26 protein-coding genes and 1 tRNA gene are annotated in these 24,819 nt (G+C 67.5%); 9 read left to right on the forward strand and 18 right to left on the reverse strand.

Annotated features, from left to right (window positions below):
* Window positions 1-57 precede the first annotated feature (57 nt).
* Both ACUTR7_RS27880 and ACUTR7_RS27885 read left to right on the forward strand, forming a co-directional pair.
* The gene (locus ACUTR7_RS27880; RefSeq protein ID WP_445610297.1) at window positions 58-1,446 is read left to right on the forward strand and encodes an MFS transporter; all 1,389 of its coding nucleotides are present in this window, start codon (window positions 58-60) and stop codon (window positions 1,444-1,446) included.
* A complete protein-coding gene (locus ACUTR7_RS27885; protein WP_445610298.1) occupies window positions 1,418-1,837 on the forward strand; it encodes a DUF4440 domain-containing protein in 420 nt (139 codons plus the stop codon). The genes ACUTR7_RS27880 and ACUTR7_RS27885 overlap by 29 nt, the downstream gene beginning before the upstream one ends.
* 22 nt (window positions 1,838-1,859) lie before the next feature.
* Here ACUTR7_RS27885 and ACUTR7_RS27890 read toward each other — a convergent pair whose 3' ends face one another.
* Genes ACUTR7_RS27890 through ACUTR7_RS27905 form a run of 4 tightly spaced genes read right to left on the reverse strand, consistent with a single transcriptional unit; the run spans window position 1,860 to window position 6,230 of the window.
* Window positions 1,860-2,813 (reverse strand): glycosyltransferase family 32 protein, encoded by a 954-nt coding sequence (locus tag ACUTR7_RS27890; RefSeq protein WP_278535938.1) that lies wholly within the window; start codon window positions 2,811-2,813, stop codon window positions 1,860-1,862.
* Window positions 2,810-3,847 carry a glycosyltransferase family 2 protein gene (locus ACUTR7_RS27895; RefSeq protein ID WP_445610299.1) on the reverse strand — a complete coding sequence of 346 codons (1,038 nt, stop codon included), beginning with the start codon at window positions 3,845-3,847 and terminating at the stop codon, window positions 2,810-2,812. The genes ACUTR7_RS27890 and ACUTR7_RS27895 overlap by 4 nt, the downstream gene beginning before the upstream one ends.
* Window positions 3,844-4,965, reverse strand: a complete 1,122-nt coding sequence (locus ACUTR7_RS27900) for a glycosyltransferase (RefSeq protein ID WP_445610300.1) — start codon at window positions 4,963-4,965, stop codon at window positions 3,844-3,846. The genes ACUTR7_RS27895 and ACUTR7_RS27900 overlap by 4 nt, the downstream gene beginning before the upstream one ends.
* A complete protein-coding gene (locus tag ACUTR7_RS27905; RefSeq protein ID WP_123695622.1) occupies window positions 4,962-6,230 on the reverse strand; it encodes an O-antigen ligase family protein in 1,269 nt (422 codons plus the stop codon). Before ACUTR7_RS27905 ends, ACUTR7_RS27900 begins: the two co-directional genes overlap by 4 nt.
* A gap of 131 nt (window positions 6,231-6,361) precedes the next feature.
* Here ACUTR7_RS27905 and ACUTR7_RS27910 point away from each other — a divergent pair, with 131 nt between their 5' ends.
* On the forward strand, window positions 6,362-7,228 hold the full coding sequence (locus ACUTR7_RS27910) for a capsular polysaccharide synthesis protein (RefSeq protein WP_315531279.1): 867 nt from the start codon (window positions 6,362-6,364) through the stop codon (window positions 7,226-7,228).
* 31 nt (window positions 7,229-7,259) lie between these two features.
* Here the strand turns inward: ACUTR7_RS27910 and ACUTR7_RS27915 are convergent, their stop codons facing one another.
* From ACUTR7_RS27915 to radA, 4 genes are all read right to left on the reverse strand, one after another.
* Complete coding sequence (locus ACUTR7_RS27915; RefSeq protein ID WP_012202256.1) at window positions 7,260-7,469, reverse strand: zinc-finger domain-containing protein; 210 nt, start codon at window positions 7,467-7,469, stop codon at window positions 7,260-7,262.
* Between the two features lie 35 nt (window positions 7,470-7,504).
* Window positions 7,505-8,443 carry a branched-chain amino acid transaminase gene (locus tag ACUTR7_RS27920; protein WP_034397818.1) on the reverse strand — a complete coding sequence of 313 codons (939 nt, stop codon included), beginning with the start codon at window positions 8,441-8,443 and terminating at the stop codon, window positions 7,505-7,507.
* Window positions 8,444-8,487: 44 nt separating this feature from the next.
* Complete coding sequence (locus tag ACUTR7_RS27925) at window positions 8,488-8,934, reverse strand: glycerate kinase (RefSeq protein WP_197944514.1); 447 nt, start codon at window positions 8,932-8,934, stop codon at window positions 8,488-8,490.
* 79 nt (window positions 8,935-9,013) lie between these two features.
* On the reverse strand, window positions 9,014-10,399 hold the full coding sequence (gene radA, locus ACUTR7_RS27930) for a DNA repair protein RadA (protein ID WP_043821911.1): 1,386 nt from the start codon (window positions 10,397-10,399) through the stop codon (window positions 9,014-9,016).
* Between the two features lie 143 nt (window positions 10,400-10,542).
* Here radA and ACUTR7_RS27935 point away from each other — a divergent pair.
* Window positions 10,543-10,619 (forward strand) — tRNA-Met (locus ACUTR7_RS27935).
* A 67-nt stretch (window positions 10,620-10,686) separates the two neighbouring features.
* Here the strand turns inward: ACUTR7_RS27935 and ACUTR7_RS27940 are convergent.
* Window positions 10,687-11,499 carry a siderophore-interacting protein gene (locus ACUTR7_RS27940; RefSeq protein ID WP_445610301.1) on the reverse strand — a complete coding sequence of 271 codons (813 nt, stop codon included), beginning with the start codon at window positions 11,497-11,499 and terminating at the stop codon, window positions 10,687-10,689.
* Window positions 11,500-11,595: 96 nt separating this feature from the next.
* Between ACUTR7_RS27940 and ACUTR7_RS27945 the strand changes: the two genes are divergently transcribed.
* Entirely contained in the window at window positions 11,596-12,036 is a 441-nt protein-coding gene (locus tag ACUTR7_RS27945; protein ID WP_012202251.1) for a MarR family winged helix-turn-helix transcriptional regulator, read from the forward strand.
* Here ACUTR7_RS27945 and alr read toward each other — a convergent pair whose 3' ends face one another.
* The gene (gene alr / locus ACUTR7_RS27950; protein ID WP_088166569.1) at window positions 12,037-13,140 is read right to left on the reverse strand and encodes an alanine racemase; all 1,104 of its coding nucleotides are present in this window, start codon (window positions 13,138-13,140) and stop codon (window positions 12,037-12,039) included.
* Window positions 13,141-13,274: 134 nt separating this feature from the next.
* On the opposite strand from alr, the gene lplT reads away from it, so the two are divergent.
* Together lplT and ACUTR7_RS27960 are read left to right on the forward strand one after the other, a co-directional pair.
* Entirely contained in the window at window positions 13,275-14,576 is a 1,302-nt protein-coding gene (gene lplT, locus ACUTR7_RS27955) for a lysophospholipid transporter LplT (protein ID WP_013800185.1), read from the forward strand.
* Window positions 14,577-14,776: 200 nt separating this feature from the next.
* On the forward strand, window positions 14,777-15,676 hold the full coding sequence (locus ACUTR7_RS27960; RefSeq protein WP_034397804.1) for a DMT family transporter: 900 nt from the start codon (window positions 14,777-14,779) through the stop codon (window positions 15,674-15,676).
* 27 nt (window positions 15,677-15,703) lie between these two features.
* Here the strand turns inward: ACUTR7_RS27960 and ACUTR7_RS27965 are convergent, their stop codons facing one another.
* The 5 genes from ACUTR7_RS27965 to glcE all read right to left on the reverse strand — a co-directional run bounded on the left by ACUTR7_RS27965 (window position 15,704) and on the right by glcE (window position 20,731).
* Window positions 15,704-16,222 (reverse strand): AmiS/UreI family transporter, encoded by a 519-nt coding sequence (locus ACUTR7_RS27965; protein WP_013800183.1) that lies wholly within the window; start codon window positions 16,220-16,222, stop codon window positions 15,704-15,706.
* 308 nt (window positions 16,223-16,530) lie between these two features.
* Window positions 16,531-17,397, reverse strand: a complete 867-nt coding sequence (locus ACUTR7_RS27970) for a ProQ/FinO family protein (protein ID WP_445610302.1) — start codon at window positions 17,395-17,397, stop codon at window positions 16,531-16,533.
* Window positions 17,398-17,481: 84 nt separating this feature from the next.
* Window positions 17,482-18,732: a glycolate oxidase subunit GlcF gene (glcF, locus tag ACUTR7_RS27975; RefSeq protein ID WP_013800181.1), complete on the reverse strand. Its 1,251-nt coding sequence runs from the start codon at window positions 18,730-18,732 to the stop codon at window positions 17,482-17,484.
* Between the two features lie 51 nt (window positions 18,733-18,783).
* Complete coding sequence (locus tag ACUTR7_RS27980; protein WP_012202244.1) at window positions 18,784-19,566, reverse strand: YoaK family protein; 783 nt, start codon at window positions 19,564-19,566, stop codon at window positions 18,784-18,786.
* Between the two features lie 25 nt (window positions 19,567-19,591).
* On the reverse strand, window positions 19,592-20,731 hold the full coding sequence (gene glcE, locus ACUTR7_RS27985) for a glycolate oxidase subunit GlcE (protein WP_445610303.1): 1,140 nt from the start codon (window positions 20,729-20,731) through the stop codon (window positions 19,592-19,594).
* Window positions 20,732-20,769: 38 nt separating this feature from the next.
* Between glcE and ACUTR7_RS27990 the strand changes: the two genes are divergently transcribed.
* Window positions 20,770-20,907 carry a hypothetical protein gene (locus ACUTR7_RS27990; protein WP_156179898.1) on the forward strand — a complete coding sequence of 46 codons (138 nt, stop codon included), beginning with the start codon at window positions 20,770-20,772 and terminating at the stop codon, window positions 20,905-20,907.
* A 16-nt stretch (window positions 20,908-20,923) separates the two neighbouring features.
* Here ACUTR7_RS27990 and amt read toward each other — a convergent pair whose 3' ends face one another.
* From amt to ACUTR7_RS28005, 3 genes are read right to left on the reverse strand one after another with little or no spacing between them, the layout of a single operon-like run.
* Entirely contained in the window at window positions 20,924-22,297 is a 1,374-nt protein-coding gene (amt, locus tag ACUTR7_RS27995; RefSeq protein WP_170962109.1) for an ammonium transporter, read from the reverse strand.
* Window positions 22,298-22,328: 31 nt separating this feature from the next.
* Window positions 22,329-22,667 carry a P-II family nitrogen regulator gene (locus ACUTR7_RS28000; protein WP_012202241.1) on the reverse strand — a complete coding sequence of 113 codons (339 nt, stop codon included), beginning with the start codon at window positions 22,665-22,667 and terminating at the stop codon, window positions 22,329-22,331.
* A 23-nt stretch (window positions 22,668-22,690) separates the two neighbouring features.
* Complete coding sequence (locus ACUTR7_RS28005) at window positions 22,691-23,422, reverse strand: TorF family putative porin (RefSeq protein WP_013800176.1); 732 nt, start codon at window positions 23,420-23,422, stop codon at window positions 22,691-22,693.
* Between the two features lie 474 nt (window positions 23,423-23,896).
* Between ACUTR7_RS28005 and ACUTR7_RS28010 the strand changes: the two genes are divergently transcribed.
* Window positions 23,897-24,819 (forward strand): type VI secretion system Vgr family protein (locus ACUTR7_RS28010; RefSeq protein WP_445610304.1); only part of this gene is annotated, 923 nt, incomplete at its 3' end.

Raw genomic sequence — 24,819 nt, forward strand, 5'->3', positions numbered from 1 at the left:
AGCCCCATCGACGTGGCCGCCCGCGCTCTTTAGTCTTGCCCCTCCTGAAAGCGCAAGATGACATACCGATACCGCCTGGCCACCGTTTTCCTGATGGGTTTCTTCGTCGACTGCATCAACATCTTCATGCCCGCCGTCGCGCTGCCCACGATTGCGGCCGAGTTCCATGTGGGCATCTCGGCCGGGGCCTGGGTGGCCAATGCCTACATGCTGGGACTGACGCTGGCCATTCCCCTCGCCCCCTGGCTGGCCGACCGCTGGGGCGCGCGCGGGCTGATGGCGGGCTCCATGCTGGCCTTCGCCCTGGCCGCCTGGGCCTGCGGCGAGGCGGGCAGCTTCGGCCAGCTGGTGGGCTGGCGCTTCATCCAGGGCATGGCGGGCGGCCTGGTGATCCCAGTGGGCCAGGCCCTGGCCTTCAACCGGTTCCAGGGGCCGGAGCGCGCGCGTGTCTCCACGCTGGTCATGGCCGTGGCGCTGATCGCACCGGCCCTCTCGCCCTGGCTGGGCGGGCTGATCGTGGACCACGGCTCCTGGCGCTGGGTGTTCCATTCCAATATTGCGCTGGCCCTGGCCGCCGCAGTCCTGGCCTGGCTGTGGGTGCGCGATGCACCGGCCACGGCCCGGCAGCGGCCCGACCTCAAAGGCCTGGTGCTGGTCAGCGCCGCGCTGGCCGCCTGGCTGCTGGGCATGTCGCTCTATGGCGCAGGCCAAGGCTCGGGCCAGGGCCTGGCGCTGGCCTGGCTGGGCATGGCGGCGGGCCTGGCCTTCACGGTGCTGTATGCCATCCATGCCCGCAAGACCGCCCACCCCATTGTGGAACTGCAACTGCTCAAAAGCCCGCGCCTGCGCATGTCGGTGGCCGTCTACCACGCCATTCCCGGCGTGTTCACGGGCGTGAACCTGCTCAACATCTTCTACCTGCAGGACATGCTGCACCTGAGCGCGCAGGCCACAGGCCGATTCATGATGGTCTACGCCGGCGGCGCCCTGGTGTCCATGCTGGTGGGCGGCCGGCTGTACAACCGCGCGGGCGCACGGCCCCTGTTCATCGCCAGCATGGTGCTGCACAGCCTGGGCATTGCGGCGCTGGCCGCCGTGGCGGCCCCTGCCGACCCCTGGCTGCTGGCGGCCGCCTACGGCCTGATGGGCCTGGGCGGCGGCCTGGGGGCCAATACCGCGCAGACGACGGCGCTGCTGGACTTCGATGGCCGGCAGACGCAGCAGGCCAGCGTGATCTGGAACCTCAACCGGCAGATGGCCTTCAGCGTGGGCGCCGCGTTTTTCCTGATGGTTTTCAACACGCTCGCCACCCGCCTGGACGCAGGCCGGGCCTATCACATGACGTTTCTGATCGCATCGCTGGCAGGGCTTGTGCCCCTGCTGCACCTGCGATTGCTGCACACCCCCGAGGACCACCATGCAAGACAACAAGCCCATCGACCGTGACATTGACATCGGCATCGCCAAACGCAGCATCCACCAGGTGCACGAGCTGATCCACACCGTCTTCACCCAACCAGCGGGCGCACAGGCCGCGCTGCAGGCGCTGATGCCGCAGTTCAGCCCGGAGTTCAGCATGGTGACCACCGCAGGCAGACTTGTCGGCCTGGACGATGTGGAACAGATGTTCCGGCGCGCGGCCGGCCAGCGGCCAGGGCTGGAGATATGCGTCTGCGACATGCAGCCCGTATGGCGGGACGCGGCCGGCCTGGCCATGCGCTATCTGGAAACCCATCGCCTGGACGGCGTGGAGGCCTCGCGCCGATCGGTCGTGATCCTCAACCGTGCGGGCCAAGGGGTGCTGTGGCATTACCTGCATGAGACGGCCCTGGGCTGATGGCCCAGTCCGTGCTCGCCGCTCAGCCCCGCAGATAGCGGTCGGCGATGCTGCCGGGCACGTAGAGGCCGCGCTCCAGGTAGAAGTCCAGCTTCTTGCGATCGGGCGCGCGCAGCTTGATGAGCGGCACGGGCGCCTGTTCGGTGCGCGAGAACATCAGGCGGATCTTGAGCGGGGTGCGGCCCCAGTTACCCTGCACGTGCAGGAAGAAGGGGCCGTCCTCGGCCTTGGCCAGCCGCAGGCGGTAGCTGCCACCGGCGCGCAGCACGCGCTGCATGGCCAGGTGCATGCTCAGGTAGGCGGGCATGTCGATGCCCTGGCGCAGTTGCTCGTATTCGCCGGCCTGCTGGAGCTGGGAGATATAGGCCTCGCCCGTCTGCGGCAGGACCTGTTCCACGTATTCCTTGTGCAGGGCCGCTATGAAGGCGCTGCCCGGAGGCGCGGCCATGAGCCAGTTCTCGACCACGGGCACCTGCGGGTCGCGGGTGTAGCGCTCCAGGTAGTAGGCGACGAGGTCGGCGCCGCTGCGCTGCTGCTGCTCCAGCAGCCAGTCCAGTGGCTCGGTGAGGATGGTGCTGGCATCCAGCCAGATGCCGCCATGGCGGTGCAGCAATTCCAGCCGCAGCCAGTCCGAGCGCTTGGCCACGGGCAGCTGCTGCAGGTTGCCGGGCAGTTGCGGCACGTACTGCGGCAGTTGCGCGTCGTTGAGGATGCGCAGGCTGTAACCGGGGTTCAGACGGGCCCAGTTGTCAAAGCAGCGCTGTATGAGCAGGGGCACCGAGTCGCCATTCCAGTAGGCCCAGATGATGCGGGGTATGGGCGTGGAGACGGGCACGGGCGCCGCAGGCCCGATGTCGTGGCTGCGGAAGTCGGGCGCGGGGCCCTGCTCCAGGCGGCGTGCGAAGGTGGCGTAGAAGCGGCGCATGCCGGCCGCCAGCCACAGCTCGCCCCGGGTTTTCAGTTTCAGGCCGCTCATGCGTGGGCTCCCGGTGTTCCCAGCTGTTGCGCGCGGCGCTCCCAGCTGCGCAGCTTCCATGCGCGCAGCCACCAACCGCGCCGCAGATAGGCCTGGCGCAGGGCGGGCAGGGACAGCGGGGAGATGCGGCCGAAGTCCGCCAGGAACTGCTGGGCCAGTGCCTGCAGCTGCGCGGGCGGCATGTCCCGCTGTCGGTCGAGAAAGCGCAGGGCGCCGATGAGGTTGCGCGCGGCCTGGTGCGCCCAGGCGAAGTGCAGGCGCCCGTCGTTGCGCAGCGCATCATCCTGCAGGGCTTGCACGGCCTGCGCCAGCGGCCACAGGGCGGCGGACTGGTCTGCCGCCTTGGCAGGCGTCATGGACGCAAGGATGGAGTTGGCACGCTGCCGGTAGGCCACCCAGGGCTGGGGGTGGTAGTAGAAGCTGCTGCAGCGCAGCGCCATCTGCGGCATGGTCATCATGTCTTCGAAATAGCGGCCTGCAGGAAAGCGCAGGCCCGCATCCCACAGGCTGCGGCGCGAGATCTTGGACCAGGCATGCAGCTGCCCCGTGCGCAGCAGGCCGGCCAGCAGGGCGCCCCGGTCCTGCGAGCGCTGCAGCGTGGGGCCCTGGAAGCTGTGCCGGTGCGCCTCGCCGCGCAGGCGGTGCTTGAGGCGCGGGGCCTCGCGCCAGACGGAGAAGTCGCAGAGCACGGCATCGGGCGCATGTTGTTTCACGATGGCCGACAGCCCGGCAATCGCGCCGGGCAGCAGCTTGTCGTCGGAGTCCAGGAACCACAGGTAGTCGCCCGTGGCCGCATCGATCATGGTGTTGCGCGCCGCGCTCAGGCCGGCGTTGCGCTCGTGCTGCATGAGCTGCAGGCGGCCGGGCCAGCGCTGGTCCAGCTGCTGCATCAGGGCCCAGGAGCCATCGGTGGAGCAGTCGTCCAGCACCAGCACCTGCACGCCGGCATCGGCCTGGTCCATGACGGACTGCAGGCATTCCTCCAGGTAGGGCAGCACGTTGTAGACGGGCACCAGGATGCTGAGCCAGGTCACGGACGCTCCCCCTGCAGCAGGCGGGCGAACAGGTCTTCGTACTGGCCGGTCATGCGCTGCAGGCTGTAGTGCGACAGGGCTTCCTGCCGCGCGGTGGCGGCCATGCGCACGGCGGCCTCGTCATCCTGCAGCGCCTGCTGCAGGGCGTCGGCCAGCGATTCAGGGTTGGCGTGCGCGGCCAGCAGGCCGTTGTCGCCGGGCCGCACCACTTCCTGCACGCCCACCACGCGGCTGCCCACCACCACGCAGCCCGCCGCCATGCCTTCCAGCAGGGACAGGGGCATGCCCTCGTAGTGCGTGGACAGCACGCAGACGCGGTGCGCGCGCAGCAGGCCAGGCACGTCGTTGCACATGCCGATGAATTGCACCTGGTCCTGCAGGCCCAGTTCGGCGCTGAGCCGCTGCGCCGCCTGCTGGGCGCGCGCCTTGCCGCCGCCGGCCAGGGTCAGCGTGGGCTTGAGGCCGCGCTGTCGCAGCACGGCCAACGCGCGCAGCAAGGTGGCATGGTCCTTTTGCCGCGCAAAGCGCGCCGCCATGACGATGTCCGGGCGGCGCTGCAGCAAGGGGGGCGGCTCCTGCAGATAGGGCTCGGGCCGGATGCCGTTGCTGATGGCCATCAGCTTGGCCGCAGGAAAGCCGCGGTCCTGCAGGCTCTGGCGCACGCCTTCGGAGCAGCCGACGATGGCGGCCGTGCGCTCGGTCAGCCACAGGGCCTGCGCCAGCCGCCAGCGCGTGTAGCGCTCGCGCGAGTTGTGTTCCACATGTACCAGGCAGGGCACGCCGGCCCACAGCGCGGCAAAGCGGCCCCAGAGGTGGTCGCTGAACCCATGGGCGACCACGATGTCCGGCCGGAAGTCCAGGCAGATGCGGCGCAGCTGCCAGACGGTGGCGGCATGGGACCAGCCGGCGACCACGTCGACATCGATGCCGCCGTCGCGCAGCTTCTGCACGCGTTCATCGGAGGTATTGCGCTTGCGCCGCAGCACCAGCCGGGCGTCGAAGCGGCCCGACGCGCGGTGCGCCGACACCAGATCCACCGCCACCTGGGTGGCACCCGAGAAGCCGCCCGTCACGAAGTGCAGCACCCGGGGCCGGGCGGTGGTGGCGCGCTCCGTCACCGCACGGCTCCGCTGGCCCTTTCCAGGCCATGCAGCGATGACCACAGGGCCACCACGAGGAAGACGAAGAAGACGATGCCGCTGTTGTGCACGAAAAATTGCTGTGACATGCCGAACGCCAGGTACATGGCTGGCATCAGGCTGCCCAGGATACGCAGCAGCAGGGCCTCGCGCCAGGGGGTGCTGTCCGCAGGCCACAGCGCCATGCGCCGCCGCGAGGGCCAGAACAGCCACAGCAGCGAGATGAACAGTGCCGCCTGCAGCAGCACGCCCGGCACGCCGAGCTTGACCCAGATGTCCAGGAAGTCGTTGTGGATGAAGTTGTATTCGCGGATGGACTGGCCATAGCTGCCGGCGTCCACGCGCCGGTGCATCTCGTCCACATAGCCCTGCATGCCCCAGCCCAGCAGCGGCTTCTCGCCGATCATCTGCACGGCCAGCCGGTACTGCTCCAGCCGGGTGCCCAGCGAGGTGTTGGAGTTGCCAGCATGAAGGTAGGTGCTCACATCCAGATAGACCTCATCCACGCGCTCGCTGACGCGCGGGATGAAAGCCATCACGGTGGCCAGCGCCACCACAATTGCAGCGCAGCCCAGCAACAGGCGCCCGAAGTACTGCGGGCGGTACATGCGCACCAGCACCATCAGCATGAAGAACATCGGCAACAGCGCCAGCCACCCGCCGCGCGAGCCCGACAGCAGCGAAGCCAGCGCCCCCAGCGCGGCAGCCGCCAGCACCAGCAGGCGCCAAAGCAGGGAGCGCTGGTGCCAGAAGGACACGGCATAGATGCAGGAGAAGCAGCCCAGCAGCAAGGCCATGTTGCCCCACTGGATGGCATTGGTGTAACCCGTGGCCCGCTCCATGCCCAGCACGCAGACCTGCCACAGGGCCATGAAGCCCGCGCCTGCGCTGCCCAGCGGTATGCCCCACAGGAAGATCCGCGCCGTGGGCGGATAGCACATGGCGAACAGCAGGCTGACCGCGCCCAGGATGAATTTCACGGGCCGGTCGAACTGCCCGGTGCCCCCGTCCAGCACGGACAGGAAGTACCACATCACCGCCATGCCCAGGAACAGCGCGACCAGCAGCCAGGTGCCGTTGGACTGCCGGTATCTGACCCAGCGAGGCAGAAAACACAGGGCGCCCAGGACCATGAGGCCGGCGCCATAGGAATAGCCCGAGCGCAGCCACAAGGCCAGCCCGGGCACCAAAATAGCGGCCAGGGTCGTGAGGAGCCCTGGCAGCTTCGACTTGTCAAATCTCATCAAGACCGCAACTTTCTGCCCCAAAATGCGGGCATTCCGCTTTCCATCCGCTCATGAAAAAAATTCCTGCGGTCTTATTCAGGCTGCTCCATCGCTGGGCGGCGCCTTCCAAAATCGGCGCAGATTACACCATGCCTGCGCCCTTGCAGCTGCCCCCATCGCCCCCGGCAGCCGATGGTCTTGCAGCGGAAATCCCGAAAACGATCTGGACGTACTGGAACCAGTCCGGCCTGGATCCCTTCGTCCAGCAGTGCGTGGACAGCTGGCGGCGGCAGTGCCCGGATCACCAGGTCATCGTCGTGACTCCAGAGAACCTGGGCCAGTACGTCGCCTGCGGCGACCTTCCTGCGGCGTTTGCCGAACTCCATCCCACCAAGCAATCGGACTGGCTTCGCCTGTACCTGGTGGCACACCACGGCGGCTACTGGTTCGACGCCACCACGCTGCTGACCGCGCCGCTGGACTGGATGAGCGCCTCCCCCGGCGCAGGCGCTGCCGAGCTGGCAGGCTTCTACCTTGAGGGCTTCACCAGGGACAGGCGCTACCCCGTGATCGAAAGCTGGTCATTCTGCGCTCCGGCCGGCTCGCGCTTTGTATCGGAATGGCAAAAGGAGTTTCACCAGGCGCTGATCGTGGACGGCCCCGAGGCCTATCTGCAGCGCCTGCAGTCGCGGCCCGACGCCGCCGAGGTGCTGCAGGGCATTCCCGATCCAAATTACCTTCTGATCCATGTCGCGGCCCAGCAGGTGATGCGGCGCCTGCCCGATGCCCGGCTCACGCTGTTCAAGGCCGAGGACACGGCCTTCTTCTATCACTCTGCCCTGCGCTGGAAGTGGTACCTGCTCTACCCCCAGCTGTGCCTGGCGAAGGCGCCGCAGGTGGCGGCGCCCATCGTCAAGCTGCGCGGCGGGGAGCGGCGCCATTTCACGGACATGCTGGCTTTGCACGGAGGTGCTGCGCCCGGCAGCATCTGGAGCCGCGCGCTGTCGGCGCGCTGAGACACACAAAGCGGGCCGAGGCCCGCTTTGTTCAATGCCCGCCTGCGAAGACTTCGCCGGCTTTCAGGCGGTACAGCGTGCCGCAGTAGGGGCACTTGGCTTCGCCGGTGTGGGCCACGTCCAGGTAGACCTTGGGATGGCTGTTCCACAGCTTCATGTCGGCCTTGGGGCTGGGGCAGAACACGCCGCCCTGGGCGTTGAGGTCCTTGGCCGCCAGTTCGACGGTGGCATTCGTTGTCATGCTTGCTTATCTCTTTCGTGGGTCTCTAGGGATGTTCAGACCCGAGTCAGCCAATGGGCGTACTTGGGGTTGCGGCCGTTGACGATGTCAAAGAAGGCCTGCTGGATCTTTTCGGTGAGAGGGCCGCGGCTGCCCGCGCCGATCTCGATGCGGTCCACCTCGCGGATGGGCGTGACTTCGGCGGCCGTGCCGGTGAAGAAGACTTCATCGGCGATGTACAGCTCGTCGCGCGTGATGCGCTTTTGCACCACTTCCAGGCCCAGGTCCTTGCAGATGTGCATCACGGTATTGCGCGTGATGCCGTTGAGCGCGCCGGCCGACAGGTCGGGCGTGTAGACCACGCCGTCCTTGATGACGAAGATGTTCTCGCCCGAGCCTTCGGAGACGAAGCCCGAGGCGTCCAGCAGGATGGCCTCGTCATAGCCGTCGTCCAGCGCCTCGGTGTTGGCCAGGATGGAGTTGGTGTAGTTGCTCACCGCCTTGGCCTGGCTCATGGTGATGTTCACATGGTGGCGCGTGAAGCTGGAGATCTTCACGCGGATGCCGCGCTGCATGCCTTCCTCGCCCAGGTAGGCGCCCCAGGCCCAGGCCGCGACCATCAGGTGGATGGTGTTGCCCTTGGGGGAGACGCCCAGCTTGCGGTCGCCGATCCAGGTCAGCGGGCGCAGGTAGCACGATTCCAGCTGGTTGGCGCGCACGACCTCGACCTGGGCCTGGTTCACCGCTTCCTGGGTGAACGGGATCTGCATGCGCAGGATCTTGGCGCTGTTGAACAGGCGCTTGGTGTGGTCTTCCAGGCGGAAGATGGCCGTGCCCTGCTCGGACTTGTAGGCCCGCACGCCCTCGAATGCGCCGCAGCCGTAGTGCAGCGTGTGGGTCAGCACATGGATCTTGGCATCGCGCCAGTCCACCAGCTGGCCATCCATCCAGATCTTGCCGTCACGGTCGGCCATCGAGGGAACAACGGGGCTCATAGGAACATCCTTGGGGGTATTGAACAGAACACCAACCCGGTATTTTAGGGCGCGGGGGCTGCCTCGGGGGCCGCCACCGTCTCGGGTTGCGGTTCGGGTTCGGGCGTGGGGCGCACCAGGGTCCACTTCATGAGACGGCCACTCTTGAACTCGCAGGTCACATGCGACTGCGTGCCGTCGGTCCAGCGGTAGATCTCGGGCTGCTGGCCCTCCTCGGACAGGCGCTCGCCCAGGGAGCGCGTCATGGCCACCACGTGCATCAGCGAGACCTTGGGCTTGAGCTTGACGTTGAGCATGACGGCGCTGCCCACATAGCCCATGGGCCGGTCCGCGGCCTTCCTCATGATGGACATCAGCCGCGTGAAATGCAGCAACAGCCACATCATGATGCCGCCGCCCACGGCGACCACACCCATCCAGCCATAGGACTGGTGCGCAGCCACCAGCAGTACGAGCAGGCCCAGAGGAATCAGGATATTGCGCAAATTCATGGCGCCGATTGTCTTATGGAGGCGCCGCAGGGCCGCTGCGGACAGTGCGTATGCCCCCGCAATGCGCTCGGCAAGCGCGTCAGCCCATCCCTCGGACGATGTTCATGGCCTCGTCCACGCGTTCGACGGCATGAACGGTCAGACCCGGGATGGCCTTCTTGGGCGCATTGGCCTTCGGTACCACGGCCATGGTGAAGCCCAGCTTGGCGGCTTCCTTCAGTCGCTCCTGGCCGCGCGGCGCGGGGCGCACTTCGCCGGCCAGGCCCACTTCGCCAAAGGCGAGGAATCCCTTGGGCAGGGCGCGGCCACGCAGGCTGGAGGTGATGGACAGCATGACGGCCAGGTCGGCCGCAGGCTCGCTGATGCGCACGCCGCCCACGGCGTTGACGAACACATCCTGGTCCGCGCAGGCCACACCCGCGTGGCGGCTGAGCACAGCCAGCAGCATGGCCAGCCGGTCGCGGTCCAGGCCCACGGACAGGCGCCGGGGCGCGGGGCCGCCCTGGTCGACCAGAGCCTGTATCTCCACCAGCATGGGGCGCGTGCCCTCCAGCGTGACCAGCACGCAGGAGCCGGGCACGGGCTCGCTGTGCTGGGACAGGAAGATGGCGCTGGGGTTGGTCACGCCCTTGAGGCCCTTCTCCGTCATGGCGAAGACGCCGATCTCGTTGACCGCACCAAAGCGGTTCTTGATGGCGCGCACCAGGCGAAAGTTGCTGTGCGTATCGCCCTCGAAGTAGAGCACCGTGTCCACCATGTGCTCCAGCACGCGCGGGCCGGCCAGTGCGCCTTCCTTGGTCACGTGGCCGACCAGAATGACGGTGATGCCTGTGGTCTTGGCCGCGCGCGTGAGGTGGGCCGCGCATTCGCGCACCTGGGCCACCGAGCCCGGCGCCGAGGACAGCTGGTCCGAGTACACGGTCTGTATGGAGTCGATGACGACCACGGCCGGCTGGGTGGCCTCCATGGTGGCGAGGATCTTCTCCAGCTGGATCTCGGCCAGCACGTTGACCTGGCTGGCCTCCAGCCCCAGGCGGCGCGAGCGCAGCGCGACCTGGGCACCGCTTTCCTCGCCCGTGACATACAGCGTGGGCAGGCCGACGCGGTGCAGCGCGTCCATGGCCTGCAGCAGCAGGGTGGACTTGCCGATGCCGGGATCGCCACCAATCAGCACCACGCCGCCTTCGACAATGCCGCCTCCCAGCACGCGGTCCAGCTCCTCGATGCCGCTGGGCGTGCGCGCCACGTCCTGGGCCTCGATGGCCGACAGCGGCATCACGGCCTGGACATTGGCCAGGCCCGCATAGCCCTGGGGCTGGCTGAGCCGGTTCTTGCCCGCGCTCGCAGGCTCGGCAACGGCCTCGATCAGCGAGTTCCAGGCCCCGCAGGCCGGGCACTTGCCCAGCCAGCGCGGGCTGGTGCCTCCGCAGGCATTGCAGATGAACGTGGTTTTGTCTTTGGCCATGGGGTGAGCACTATACCGAGGGGTGGCTGCCGCCCTGGCACGCATGTTTCGCGCCTATCGCAGTTGCGTGACGGAAAGATATCGGTTATAGTTCACTTCTTCGCTGCAGAAAATGCAGTGAAAACGAAATTACTGCGGATTACCGCGCGATGGAGCAGTCTGGTAGCTCGTTGGGCTCATAACCCAAAGGTCGGAGGTTCAAATCCTTCTCGCGCAACCACCACGAAAAAAAGCCCACTTCGGTGGGCTTTTTTTCGTCTGTACATCCGTTCTTTTCTCCAGGCAGGTCAGCTGGGATCGTTCAGGTCTTCATGGTGGTCGGCCGTGCCCTGCTTCCAGTAAGAGGCCACGCGCATGCGCTTGGGCGATGCGCCCTTGGCCAGCAGCAGGCGACGCAGCTCGGCCATGGCGCTGTGCTCGCCCGCCGCCCAGATATAGCCGTCGTCCTGGGGCAGCTCCAACGCCTGCACGGCGTCGGCCAGCGATTCGACCCAGTCGCAGTCCAGCCGGGCCGTGCTGCTCCACTGGCGGCGGTCGGCCGGGTTGCGCAGCTGCACGCGCACCACGGCGCGGCTGCCGGCGGGCAGCTCGGCGAGGCGCCGCTCGATGGCGGGCATGGCGGTCTCGTCGCCGAACAGCCAATGCCATGGCAGGTTGGCCGAGATCACCAGGCTGCCGCGCGGACCGGCCAGGCCCACCCACTGGCCCAGCGGGGCGGTCAGCGCCCATTCGGTGGCGGGGCCGGCATCGTGCAGCGCGAAATCCATGATGAGGTTCTGGCGCGCGGCGTCGTAGCGCAGCGGCGTGTAGTCGCGCAAGGTGGGGCGTTCGTCCTCCACGAAGGTCGGACGGCCATCGAGCAGCACGGGAAGCGCGGGCAGTTCGCGCCCGGCCTGCGGCAGGACGAGCTTGACGTGGTCGTCAAAACCGGCGCTCACGAAGTCCTCCAGATCGGGGCCGCCCAGGGTCAGGCGGACAAAGCCGGGGCTGGGCTGCTCGCGCGAGAGCAATTGCACATGGCGGGCGCGGAAGGAATGGCGGACACGCTGGACGACGGGAGCCGGTGTCACGGCAGAGGTGGCTGGATTGGGCAAGTTCATTGGCGAAACGGCCTGCGACGGCCTAGAATGTTGATTTAGTCCACCAATTCTCTGTCATCCGTTGACTTTGTCAACATATTTCCACAAGACCCTGCCATGAATGCCTCCCTGCCCGCCGATATCTTCGAGGCCATGCACGAGCTGCTGCACCTGTTCCGCTCGCGCATGCGCGAGGACATGGAGTCCATGGAGCCCGGGCTGACGCCCAACGAGGTGCGCGTGCTGATGTACGTGGGCCGGCACCCGGGCCGCACGCAAAGGGATCTGGTCGATCACAGCCACATGGACAAGGCCCAGCTCGCGCGCATGTTGGCGCAGCTGCAGGAGCAGGGATGGCTGGACCGCGAACCGGACGCCCGCGACCGCCGCGTGCGCTGCCTGAGCCTCAGCCCCCAGGGGCAGGCCCTGTTCGACCGGCTGCGCCAGTCGCGCCAGGCGCTGGCGGCCCGGCTGCTCAAGGACTGGGAGCCCGCCGCGCAACAGCAGTTGATGGCGCTGCTGGAGCGGGCCAGGGACAGCGTGGAAGCCGCGCCCTGATCAATCGACGGTCTTGTTCACGCGCGGCGCGACGGCGCACATGAGTTCATAGCCCAGCGTGCCTGCGGCCTCGGCCACCTCGTCGATGGGCAGCACCGCGCCGTTGCTGGCGCGGCCCCACAGCGTGACTTCGCTGCCCATGCCGGCATCGGGCACGGGCGTCAGGTCCACGGCCAGCATGTCCATGCTCACGCGGCCCAGGGTGCGGGTGCGCACGCCGTTCACCAGCACGGGCGTGCCCGTGCCGCAGTGGCGTGGATAGCCGTCGGCATAGCCGCAAGCCACGGTGCCCAGGCGCAGGGGGCCGTCGGCCGTGAAGCGCGATCCATAGCCCACGCTCTGCCCCTCGGTCAGTTGCTGCACGCCGATGATGCGCGAGCTCAGCGTCTGCGTGGGCTGCAGGCCCCAGTGGGCCGCCGTGTGCTGCGGATAGTCGGGGGCGCTGCCGTAGAGCACGATGCCCGGCCGCACCCAGTCGCAGCGCACCAGCGCGTCGTCGCCCTGGCGCAGCGTGGCTGCGCTGTTGCCCACGCTGCGCTCGCCGGGCAGGTCGCGCGTGGCGTCATGAAAGCGCTGCAGCTGTGCCGAGATTCCGGGCTGTCCGGCCCCTGCGTCGGCATCGCTGAAATGGGTCATGAACGAGATTTCCTCCACCTGGGGCAAGGCGTTCAGCCGGGCCCAGGCCGCGCGGTATCGCTCGGGCGTGAAGCCCAGGCGGTTCATGCCAGAGTTCATCTTGAGGAAGACGCGGTGGCCGTTCTGCGTCTTGTGCGCGGCCAGCCAGTCGATCTGGACATCGCAGTGCACAGCATGCCAGATGGACAGGCGCGAGCACAGCTCCAGGTCGCGCGGCTCGAAGACCCCTTCCAGCAGCAGGATGGGGCCGCGCCAGCCTAGCTGGCGCACGCGTTCGGCCTCGGCCAGGTCCAGCATGGCGAAGCCGTCGGCGCCGCGCAGGGCCTCGAACACGTTCTCGATACCGTGGCCATAGGCGTTGGCTTTGACCACGGCCCACAATTTGGCATCGGGGACCGCCTGCCGCACCCGCTCCAGGTTGTGGCGAAGCGCGGCGGAATGGATGGTGGCAAGAATGGGACGCGGCATGGTTTTCACTCAGTCAGAAGCTTGGGATTCTGGCACTGCCAGCCAAAGGCCGCGTGATATAACCGCCAGTCACTTGCCACGGGGTCCTTATTTAACTGGTCAGCAGCCCTGCAGCTGACCCCATCTGCCTATCCATGAAGCGCGGTTTCTACACCATCATGTCAGCGCAGTTCTTCAGCTCGCTGGCAGACAACGCCCTGTTCGTGACCGCCGTGGAACTGCTGCGCACCAATGGCGCCCCCGAGTGGCAGCGCGCCGCCCTGGTGCCCATGTTCGCGCTGTTCTACGTGATCCTGGCCCCCTTCGTCGGCGCCTTTGCCGACGCCCTGCCCAAGGGGCGGGTGATGTTCATCAGCAATGCGATCAAGATCGTGGGCTGCCTGATGATGCTGTTCGGCAACCACCCGCTGCTGGCCTACGCCGTGGTGGGCCTGGGCGCAGCGGCCTACTCGCCGGCCAAGTACGGCATCCTCACCGAATTGCTGCCCGCCTCCCAGCTGGTCAAGGCCAATGGCTGGATCGAGGGGCTGACCATCACCTCCATCATCCTGGGCGTGCTCGTGGGCGGGCAGTTGCTGAGCCCGGGCATCTCGGCCCATCTGCTGGACTTCGACCTGCCGCTGCTGGACACGGGCGTGGACACGGCCGCCGAAGCGGCGATTGCAGTGCTGGTCGGCGTCTATGCGCTGGCCGCCTGGTTCAACCTGCGCATTCCGCTGACCGACACCATCCTGCGCCCGCTGCGCCAGGACCCCAGCAAGAGCCTGCTGGCCAACACCCTGGCCCTGCTGCCCGACTTCTGGACCTGCAGCCAGCGGCTGTGGGGGGACAAGCTGGGCCAGATCTCGCTGTCCACGACCACGCTGTTCTGGGGCGTGTCGGGCAACCTGCGCTACATCGTGCTGGCCTGGGGCGCGGCGGCTCTGGGCTACGGCACCTCCCAGGCATCGGCCCTGGTGGGCGTGGTGGCCATCGGCACGGCCGCAGGCGCCATCCTCGCGTCCATGCGCATGCGGCTGGACAACGCCACGCGCGTGATTCCGCTGGGCATCACCATGGGCCTGCTGGTGATCGCCATGATCTTCATCAAGAGCGTGTGGGTGGCCATTCCCTTCCTGATCCTGCTGGGCGGCCTGGGCGGCTTCCTGGTCGTGCCCATGAATGCGCTGCTGCAGCACCGCGGCCACAACCTCATGGGCGCGGGCCGCTCGATTGCCGTGCAGAACTTCAACGAGCAGGCCTGCATCCTGGCGCTGGGCGCCTTCTATGCGCTGTCCACCAAGTTCGGACTGTCGGCTTTCGGCGCCATCACGGTGTTCGGCCTGGTGGTGGCCGGCATCATGTGGCTGATCGGCCGCTGGCACGTCAGCAACGTGCGCAACCATCCCGAGGAAGTCGAGCGCCTGCTGGTGATTGCCCGCAAGGATTGCCATTGAGACTACCCCCTGAGGCGCTTCGCGCCTTCCCCCAGGGGGGGGACGACACCCTCGCGGCGGGGCGGCCCTGGCTCGGTGTCTCTCGCTTTGGGCCTCGCCAGTTCCATAGGGCGCTATCGATTGATAGGCCTGGTCTAAATGGTCTTCTCGTATTGTGTTCGGTGCGGGCTTTGCCTGACCGGGCACTTTTTCGTGGTTTTATGCATAGCCCGCTCCCCGTTCTCGCCCTGCTGTTCAACACCCTGGTCTGGGGTCTGGCCTGGTGGCCGTTTCGCGCCATGCACGAGGCCGGTCTGCATCCGCTGTGGGCCACGGCGCTGATGTATGCCCTGGTGCTGGCGGGGCTGGTGGCGCTGCGCCCGGCCAGCCTGCGCCAGGCGCTGCAGTACCCGGCGCTGATCCTGCTGGGCGCCTGCGCGGGCAGCAACAACATCGCCTTCAACTGGGCCGTGACCATTGGCGATGTGGTGCGCGTGGTGCTGCTGTTCTATCTGATGCCGGCGTGGTCCGTGCTGCTGGCCTGGAAGATCCTGGGCGAGCGGCCCACGCCGGCCGCGCTGACGCGGCTGCTGCTGGCCTTTGGCGGGGTGGCGCTGGTGCTGGTGCCCGAGGGCACATTCAGCGGCGGCTCGCCCGGGCTGCTGCGCGGTCTGTCGCTGGCCGACGGCCTGGCACTGTTTGGCGGCTTCACCTTTGCGCTGACCAACGTGCTGCTGCGCCGCCTGCAGGCCGTGCCGGCGCAGGCGCGCATGCTGGCCATGTTCAGCGGCTGCATGGCCATGGGGCTGGCCAGCGCCTTCGCGGGCAGCAGCGTGGGGCTGGTGCCGCCCATGCCAGCACCGCAGGCCGGCTGGATGCTGATTGCCGCCGGCCTGGCCGTGCTGCTGATGCTGGGCAACTGGGCGCTGCAGTTCGGCGCCGCGCGCCTGCCGGCCGGCGTGACCGCCGTGGTCATGCTGGCCGAGGTGGTGTTTGCCAGCGTCTCCTCGGTGTTGATTGCAGGCGAGGTGCTGACGCCGCGCACGCTGCTGGGCGGCGCCTGCATCATCGCGGCCGCGCTGCTGTCTGCACTGGCGCATGCACGGCGGCGGGGGGCTTGACGCCCCGCCCGTACTCACGCTGCGCAATCAGCCCGTGAGCTGCCCGGCCAGCAGCAGGTAGCCCGGCAGCCAGCCCGTGAGCACGCCCTGCGCAATGCACAGGGCGCCCGTCACGCGGCCGATGTTGCGGCCCAGGGCCAGCAGCACGAAGAACATGGCCCACAGCACGGCCCAGGCCGCCCAGTTGGCCGCCATCCACCAGTCGATGGCGGTGCGCGCGCCCAGCAGGGTGTCGATGGCCACGGGCACGGCGGTGATGGCCACGAACAGGCTGAACCAGCCCAGGCCCCGGCCATCGGCGCCCGTGAAGCGGTTGATGGCCACCCACAGGTAGGTGAAGGCGAACAGCAGAGTCAGCGCGCCGGTCTTGACCGAGGCCGCATCAGGCTCGGGCCCGAAGGCCGAGGCCAGGCCGATGATCAGCGAGACCAGGCCCGCGAACACGTTGATGACCCAGATCTCCCGGTCGGCAATGCGCCCCAGCATCCACAGGCCGTTCAGGCACAGCACGGCGCCCACGTAGAACAACGACAAACCCAGCCACATCGCAAGTCTCCTTTTGCTTTTTTGCTTTGAAGTGCCTTGCGCGCCGTGTTCAGTCCACGGGAACGAGCGCGCACGGCAAGGCGCCGCCGCCCCGTGGCCGGATGCAGCGGCGTCCGTGAAACAGTTCATCCCCGGGCCCGCCCCTGGTGGGCATCTGCGTGCTGGCGGAAGGGTCCGCCGCAGAGATGCCGCCTGTGATCCAGGGCAGGTGCACCGGCGCGGCCCTTGCCGGGCACGCGGCGGTGGAGTGTGCCGGCAGGCGGTGCTGCCGGTCTTTGGTGCCGGTCCTTGGTGCCGGTCCTTGTGCCTCAGGCCGCCTGCGTCTGCAGGCGGCGGCGGGCGCGTTCCAGCTGCTGCGCCACCTGGCGCGGGTTCATGCCGTACATGTCGGCAAAGCCGGCTTCGGAGGTCTGGCCGCTGGCCTCGAAGGCGCGCAGCAGCGCCTCGTCGCGTGCGGTGCGCGCATCGGCCTCGGCCAGTGCCTCGGCCACCAGGTTGTTGGTGGCCTCGTCACGGCCTTGCACGCGCGCCGCGTAGTCGTCGCGCGACAGGCCCGATGCCTCGTAGGCCGCGATGATGCGGTTGCGCAGCTTGGGCGCCAGGTCTTCGGGCGAGCGGTGCTGGCGGCGGCGGAAGACTTCGATCAGCGCATGGTGCACATGCTCGGGCGCCATGGCCTCGACCGACTGGCCCTGCAGGTCATGCCGGGCCTGGCCGCTGGCCACCACGGTGAGGTAGCGGCTCGAGCGCGTGTGCTGGGACAGGGCCAGCTTGAGCTGGTCGCGGTCAATGGCTTCAGGATGGGCGGCCAGCAGGTCTTCGAAGATGCCGCGCTTGAGCGGCAGCGGCTGCTCGCCGAACAGGTTCGGATGCCATTGGGCCAGTTGCGCCAGCAGCGGGTGCTGGGTGCGCACGGGCCTGGAAGCGTTGGCCTCGGCACTGGCGACCGTGCCGGATGCGGCATCGGCGGCAGGCTCGGTGGCCTTGCCCTTGTTGCGGCCACGTCCGCCACGGCGCGAGCGCTTGCGGCCCTGGCCATCGGCGCTGGCTGCAGCCTGCGGCTCGGTGCCGGCAGCGGCGTCCGCCGGCAGCGCGGCGCTCTGTTCTTGCGGTTCAGACACGGATTCAGTCATGGCGGAGCACGTGGGCTTGGAGAAAACGAAACCCCGCATCATGCCAGCATTGCAAAGGCTTGCGCGGGCATAGGCCCCACGGCGTCGCGCTGGAGGCACAGATGCGCAGTCGGTACGCGGCGGGTCTCAGGCCAGCAGGGCCTCGTCCAGCACCTCGATCCAGTGGCGCACGGGCAGGTCCGTGCCGTTTTGCAGGTGGACGATGCAGCCCATGTTGGCCGAGAGGATGGCGGCGGGCCGCCGGGCATCGAAGCCTTCGGTCAGCGCACCGATCTTGCGGTCACGCAACTGGTGCGAGAGTTCGGGCTGCAGCACCGAGTAGGTTCCCGCCGAGCCGCAGCACAGGTGGGACTCGGTGCGCGCCACGCGCAGCTCGAAGCCCAGCCTGGCCAGATGGGTTTCCACGCCACCGCGCAGCTTTTGCCCGTGCTGCAGCGTGCAGGGCGGGTGGTAGGCCATGGGCGCGGCCGGTGCGCGCACCCTGCCCTGCAGGCGCTCGGCCAGCTCGGGCAGAAGCTCAGGCAGCAGCTCGCTCAGGTCGCGCGTGAGGGCGCTGATGCGGGCAGCCTTGTCCGCGTACTGCGCATCGTCCTTGAGCAGATGGCCGTATTCCTTGACGGTGACGCCGCAGCCCGAGGCATTCATGACAATGGCCTCCACCGCGCCGCTGTCCACCTGCGGCCACCAGGCGTCGATATTGGCGCGCATCTGCGCCTTGCCGCCTTCCTGGTCGTTGAGGTGGAATTTCACGGCGCCGCAGCAACCGGCCTTGGGCGCGATCACGGTCTGTATGCCGGCCGCATCCAGCACGCGCGCGGTGGCAAAGTTGATGCGCGGCATCATGGCCGGCTGCACGCATCCGGCCAGCAGCAGCACCTTGCGCGCATGCTCGCGCACGGGCCAGGCGCCCGCATCCTGGGGCTGGGGCACTTTCTCGGCCAGGACTTCGGGCAGCAGGCCGCGCACGGCCTGGCCCAGCTTCAGGGCCGGGGCGAACAGCGGCGAGTTCAGCCCCTCCTTGAGCGCCCAGCGCCTGGCGCGCTCGCCCAAGGGGCGCGGCACCTGTTCCTCGACGATCTTGCGGCCTATGTCCACCAGGTGGCCGTACTGCACGCCGCTGGGGCAGGTACTTTCGCAGTTGCGGCAGGTCAGGCAGCGGTCCAGGTGCTGCTGGGTGGCGCGCGTGGGCGTCTCGCCCTCCAGCACCTGCTTGATCAGGTAGATGCGGCCACGCGGCCCGTCCAGTTCATCGCCCAGCAATTGGTAGGTCGGGCAGGTGGCCGTGCAAAAGCCGCAGTGCACGCACTTGCGCAGAATGGCTTCGGCCTCCTGGCCCTCGGGCGTGGCGCGGTACTGGGGTGCGAGTTGGGTCTGCATGGTGGGGCTCTTGTTGTATGGGTATCGGGGAACGGCAGCCGGACGCGGCGGTCACGCGCGAGGCGCGGCTCGCCGGCCCAGCAGCAGGGGCAGCCGCGCACGGTCGGCCCACAGCGGCGGCAGGGACAGCAGGCACAGCACCACGGCCAGCGGCACGACGAAGACAAAGCCCAGGTGCCGGAAACCCAGCGCACCCGCAATGCCGCCCAGCAGGAACATGGACAGCAGCCCTGCGAACAGCCGCAGCCGCACATGGTTGGCGTGGACCCGGTGCTCGGGCGGGCTGCCATGGCGATTCCAGTAAAGGGCTCGACCCAGCTCCATGCCCAGGTCGGTGATCACGCCCGTCATGTGCGTGGTGCGGATCTGCGAGGACGACATCTTGGTCACCGTGGCGTTCTGCAATCCCATGATGAAGGACAGCAGCAGCACGGCCAGCGGCACGGCGAACGGCGTGGGCCAGGCCAGCATGGCCGCGCCCAGCACGCCGAAGAGCAGCATCAGCGCGGCTTCCAGCAGCAGCGGCAGCGCATAGCTGCTGCGCAGCCGGTGGTGGCGCGCCCAGTTGACCAGCAGCGATGTCGCGGCCGCGCCGCACAGAAAGGCCAGCAGCGCGCCGCAGGCACTGAGCACCAGCGCCGTATTGCCCAGCACGAGGTTGTCGGCCAGCAGCGAGACAAAGCCCGTCATGTGCGAGGTATAGGAGTGCACCAGCAAAAAGCCGCCCGCATTCACCGCACCCGCGTTGAAGGCCAGCAGCAGGCCCAGCGTGCGGTTGCTGGCCACCGTGCGGTGCCGGTCCGTGAGCAGGTGCAGGTGGTGGCGCATGCGCATGGGCGGAGCCAGGCGTTGGCCCGGCCTACCAGGCGGCGGCCAGCCGGCCGCGGTTGAAGATGCCCGCAGGATCGAAGGCCTGCTTGAGCCGCGCATGCAGCGCGGCCGTGGCATCGGCCGCCTGGGCGTCGAAATCGGGCTCGGCGCCGGGCTGGCCTGCGGCCTCGGAGCGGAACAAGGTGGCCGATCCGCCCGCTGCTTTTGCCAGCGCGCGCAGCGCATGGCCCAGCGCACGCGGCGCCTGTACCCAGCGCAGTGCGCCATGCCATTCGATCAGCGGCCCCGTGCAGCCGTCCGGCAGCGCCAGGGCCGGAGCCGTCTGCGGCACGGACAGGCGCCACAGCGCATGGCCTGGCGCGCGTGCGGTGAACCAGGGCAGTTGCTGCTCGCGGCAGGCCTGCCAGTCGGCCGCAGCACTGTGCATGCGCTCGCCACCCAGGCGCTCGCAGGCCGCCTGCACGGCGGCACGTGCGCCGCGCAGGCGCAGGTACAGCACGCCCTGGGCTGCGCCCTCCTCCTGCAGCCAGCAACTGGCATTGAGCGGCAGCGGCTGCCCGCCCCAGGCATTGAGCCAGTCCAGCGCCTGCTGCTGAGTGCATTCGAAGCGCAGCGTGGCCTCGGCCGGCGCCACGGGCAGCACCTTGAGGCTGACCTCGGTGATCAGGCCCAGCGCGCCCCAGGAGCCCGCCATCAGCCGCGAGACGTCGTAGCCCGCCACGTTCTTCATGACCTGCCCGCCGTAGCGCAGCAGCTCGCCCTGGCCGTTGATCATCTCCAGCCCCAGCACGAAGTCGCGCACGGCGCCCACGCTGGCACGCGCTGGCCCGGACAGGCCGGCCGCCACCATGCCACCCACGGTGGCGTTGCTGCTGTCTCCATCGAAATGCGGAGGCTCGAAGGCAAGGCACTGGCCCTGTGCCGCGAGCAGGGCCTCGACCTCGGCCAGCGGCGTGCCGGCGCGCACGGTCACGACCAGCTCGCTGGGCTCGTAGCTGACCACGCCGGCCAGCGCCCGCGTGTCCAGCAGCTCGCCCTGCAGGGCCAGGCCGTGAAAATCCTTGGTGCCGCCGCCGCGTATGCGCAGCGGCGTGGCGTCGGCCGCAGCAGCGCGCACGCGCTGGGCGATCTGGAGGAGGTGGCTTTGGGCTGAATCCATGGCCTGCATCGTAGCGGCTGGGCCCTTTTGCGCCTCGGTGCGGACCCGTGAATTTTTTGAACGGCGCGCTTGAAGTTCTGCGGGCGGCGCAAAACAGCCGGGACGAAAAAGCAAAGACGCCATCTCTGCAGCGGCTCCAAAGCAAAAAAGGCCCCGGTGCAAGCACCGAGGCCAATCCGCAATGAACTCCCTGGAAACCGATCAGCGGTAGTACGCCACCTCGCCGTGCGTGGTGATGTCCAGACCCTGGCGTTCGGACTCTTCGCTGACGCGCAGGCCGACGACCAGGTCGCAGATCTTGTAGGAGATGCCAGCCACCACGCCGGACCAGACGATGGTCAGCAGCACGCTCTTGACCTGCACCCACACTTGATGGCCCATGTTGAAGTCTGCGGGCTCGATGCCGCCCAGGCTGGAGGCGCAGAACACGCCGGTCAGGATGGCACCCAGGATGCCGCCCACACCGTGCACGCCGAACACGTCGCAGACGTCATCGACCTTGAGCAGCTTCTTGAGGCCCGACACACCCCACAGGCAGACGGGACCGGCGATCAGGCCCATGACGATGGCGCCCATGGGGCCCACGAGGCCGGCCGCCGGGGTGATGACCACCAGGCCGCCCACGGCGCCCGAGGCGGCGCCCAGCATCGATGCCTTGCCCTTGTGCAGGGCTTCGGCAGCCAGCCAGGAGATGGTGGCGGCGCCCGTGGCGACGATGGTGTTGATGAAGGCCAGGCCGGCAATGCCGTTGGCAGCGCCTGCCGAGCCGGCGTTGAAGCCGAACCAGCCCACCCACAGCAGCGAGGCACCGACCATGGTCAGCGTCAGGCTGTGCGGAGGCAGTGCCTCGCGGCCGAAGCCGATGCGCTTGCCCAGCATGTAGGAGCCCACCAGACCGGCGATACCGGCGTTGATGTGCACCACGGTGCCGCCGGCGAAGTCCAGCGCGCCGTCCTTGCCCAGCAGGCCGCCACCCCAGACCATGTGGGCCATGGGGATGTAGCTGAAGGTGAACCACAGCACCGAGAACAGGATCACGGCCGAGAACTTGATGCGCTCGGCGAAGGCGCCGACGATCAGGGCCACGGTGATGGCGGCGAACGTGGACTGGAAGGCCACGAACACGTACTCGGGAATGGTCGGCAGCGCGCCGGCCAGCGTGTCGGGTGCAATGCCCTTGAGGAAGATCTTGCTGAAGCCGCCGAAGAAGTTGCCTTCGCCGGCAAAGGTCAGCGAGTAGCCGTAGACGGCCCACAGCAGCGTGATCAGCGAGAAGATCACGAACACTTGGCAGAGCACGGACAGCATGTTCTTCGTGCGCACCAGGCCGCCGTAGAACAGTGCCAGGCCCGGGATCACCATCAGGATCACCAGCATGGTCGAGGTCAGCATCCAGGCCGTGTCACCGGCGCTGAGTGCGGGGGCCGGCGCCTCGGCTGCGGCCGCGGCGGCGGGGGCTGCTGCAGCGGCTGCATCGGCAACGGCTGCAGCGGCGGCGGGCTCCTGTGCCAGGGCAGCGGCGCCTGCGGCCAGCAGGCCCAGCCCCAGGCCCATGGAAAGAAGTCGTTTGGTCATGGCAGTCTTTCGGGAAACGAGGGGTTGAAACTCACAGTGCGCTGTCGCCGGTCTCGCCGGTACGGATGCGGACGGCCTGCTCGATGGGCAGCACGAAGATCTTGCCGTCACCGATCTTGCCGGTGCGCGCAGCGGCCTCGATGGCATCGATCACCTGGTCCACCAGCGCGTCGGGCACGGCGGCCTCCAGGCGCAGCTTGGGCAGGAAATCGACCACGTATTCCGCGCCGCGATACAGCTCGGTATGGCCCTTTTGGCGGCCGAAGCCCTTGACTTCGGTCACGGTGATGCCCTGCACGCCGATGTCGGAGAGCGCCTCGCGCACCTCGTCGAGCTTGAAGGGCTTGATGATGGCGGTCACCAGTTTCATGATGCTTTGCTCCTCAGGTCCGGTTACAGGGTCTTGGTCAGCGTCACGATCAGGCGCGCCTTGTTGACGTCACCGAAGTACGACTTCTTGTTCGCACCCGTCACGGCCGCGCCCAGCGACACGCCGTCGCCGAAATCGTAGGCACCGCCCACGCTGTAGTCCATATAGTTGGGCACGCCCAGGCCCTTGATGTCGCTGGCAAAGCGGGTGAAGCCCAGCGATGCCTTGACCGTCACCTTGGGCATCACTTCCTGGGTGAAGCCCAGCCACAGGTAGCCGGTGTTGCGGCCCGACAGTCCCGAGCCGGCCTTCTCGCCAGCCCAGCCGAAGTAGTCCTTGGACACGGTGTGCGAGTACTTGGCCGTGAACGGTCCATAGGTGGCCGCGCCATACAGCTCGGTGGTGTTGCCACTGGAATTGCCCGAGTACAGGTACTGCAGCGCGCCGAAGTCCAGGTCCACCTCGCCGGCCTTGAACTTGTAGCCGCCGTAGAAATCGGTTTCCAGCGAATTGCGGGGGAGCCAGTCCACGCTGGAGTTCCAGTTGCCGATGTACCAGCCGCTGTCACCGAAGGTGTAGTCGAAACCGCCCTGCAGGGCAGGCTTGACGGCCTTGTTGCGTCCCGTGTCCTGGTCCTGTCCGCGGAACTTGTAGTTCGTCGTCAGGGACACATTGGCCGTGAGCTGGGCGTGGGCCCAGAGCGGAGCGATGGCGACACAGGCGATGGCGAGCGACTTGAGGCTGGCACGGGACATGGGATCCTCCGGTTTGAAAAATTTCGTGACAACCGGGTTAAGCACGGACCGTGCCAGTCTTTTGATGCCGGGGCGTGCGCCTTTCCGGCTCCCCAATGCGGCACTGCAACACACAGCGATGCACCGGCTTTGTGCAAAAAATGTGCACCGATGCGGCGATAGCGGGCACTCACATGGCGCATCATCGAAAATGCACCAAGTTAGTGCATATCACATTGCAAGCCTGCTTGCTCTGCCCTAAGAGGCCTGGTATTGCTAGGACGCACTGTAAGCAGGGACTCTCAAAACGCCTGTATCGGGGCATTCCGATATCGATGATTTTCCAAATAAACACCACCTTGCATCCCAGATAAGGCAATTGCTTACATATCCAGGATATTTCCGACCCCTCATTTGATTGCCCTATGGCCATCGGCTTGTCTATGATCCCCGCTCACCAAGAGCAGGGAGGCCGCCCCCAGGGCGGCGCGCACTATGACACGCAGAGTCACCATACACACGCCATTGGGCGAGCAGCTGCATTTCCGTGAATTGCGCGGCCAGGAAAACATCAGCCAGCTCTTCAGCCTCGATGTAGAAATGCTCAGCGAAAGCGAAAGCATCGATCCCAAGGCCCTATTGGGCAAAAACGCCACCATCGAAATAGAAACCCAGGGCGGCGGCAGGCGCTTCATCGATGGCATCGTCACCCGCTTCGGCATGCAGGGCCAGGACCACCGCCACTACGCCTACAAGGCCCGCCTGAGCCCCTGGCTGTGGCTGGCCACGCGCAAGAGCGACTTTCGCATCTTCCAGAACCAGACCGTGCCCGACATCATCGAGCAGGTATTGGGCGTCTATGGCCATCCCCTGCAAAAGAAACTCACGCGCGCCTATCGCAGCTGGGACTACTGCGTTCAATACAACGAAAGCGATTGCGACTTTGTCTCGCGATTGATGGAGCACGAAGGCATTTACTACTTCTTCGAGCATGCCTCGGGCCAGCACACCTTGGTGCTGTGCGACGACATCATTGCCTCGCACAGCGTATTGCCCGGGGGCGCCTCCATTCCCTTTTATCCCCCGGAAAAAGCCGCCGCAGGCGATCAGGAAAACATCCACGCCTGGCAGCTGGAGCAGGAAATCAAATCGGGCCGCCATTACAGCGACGACTACGACTTCAAGAAACCCCGGGCCGACCTCACCCACCTGCGGCGCGACCCACCGGGCCACGCCCATGACGGCCACGAAATCTACGAATGGCCGGGCGGCTACACCCAGCTGAGCGACGGCGAGGACTACATCCGCGTGCGCCTGAAGGAAAGCCTCACGGGCCAAAGCCGGGTGCGGGGCCAGTCCTGCCACCGGGCGCTGGCCACGGGCTACACCTTCAGCCTCTACAACTACCCGCGCGGCGA

Source organism: Delftia sp. NA_296.1, from assembly GCF_052692095.1.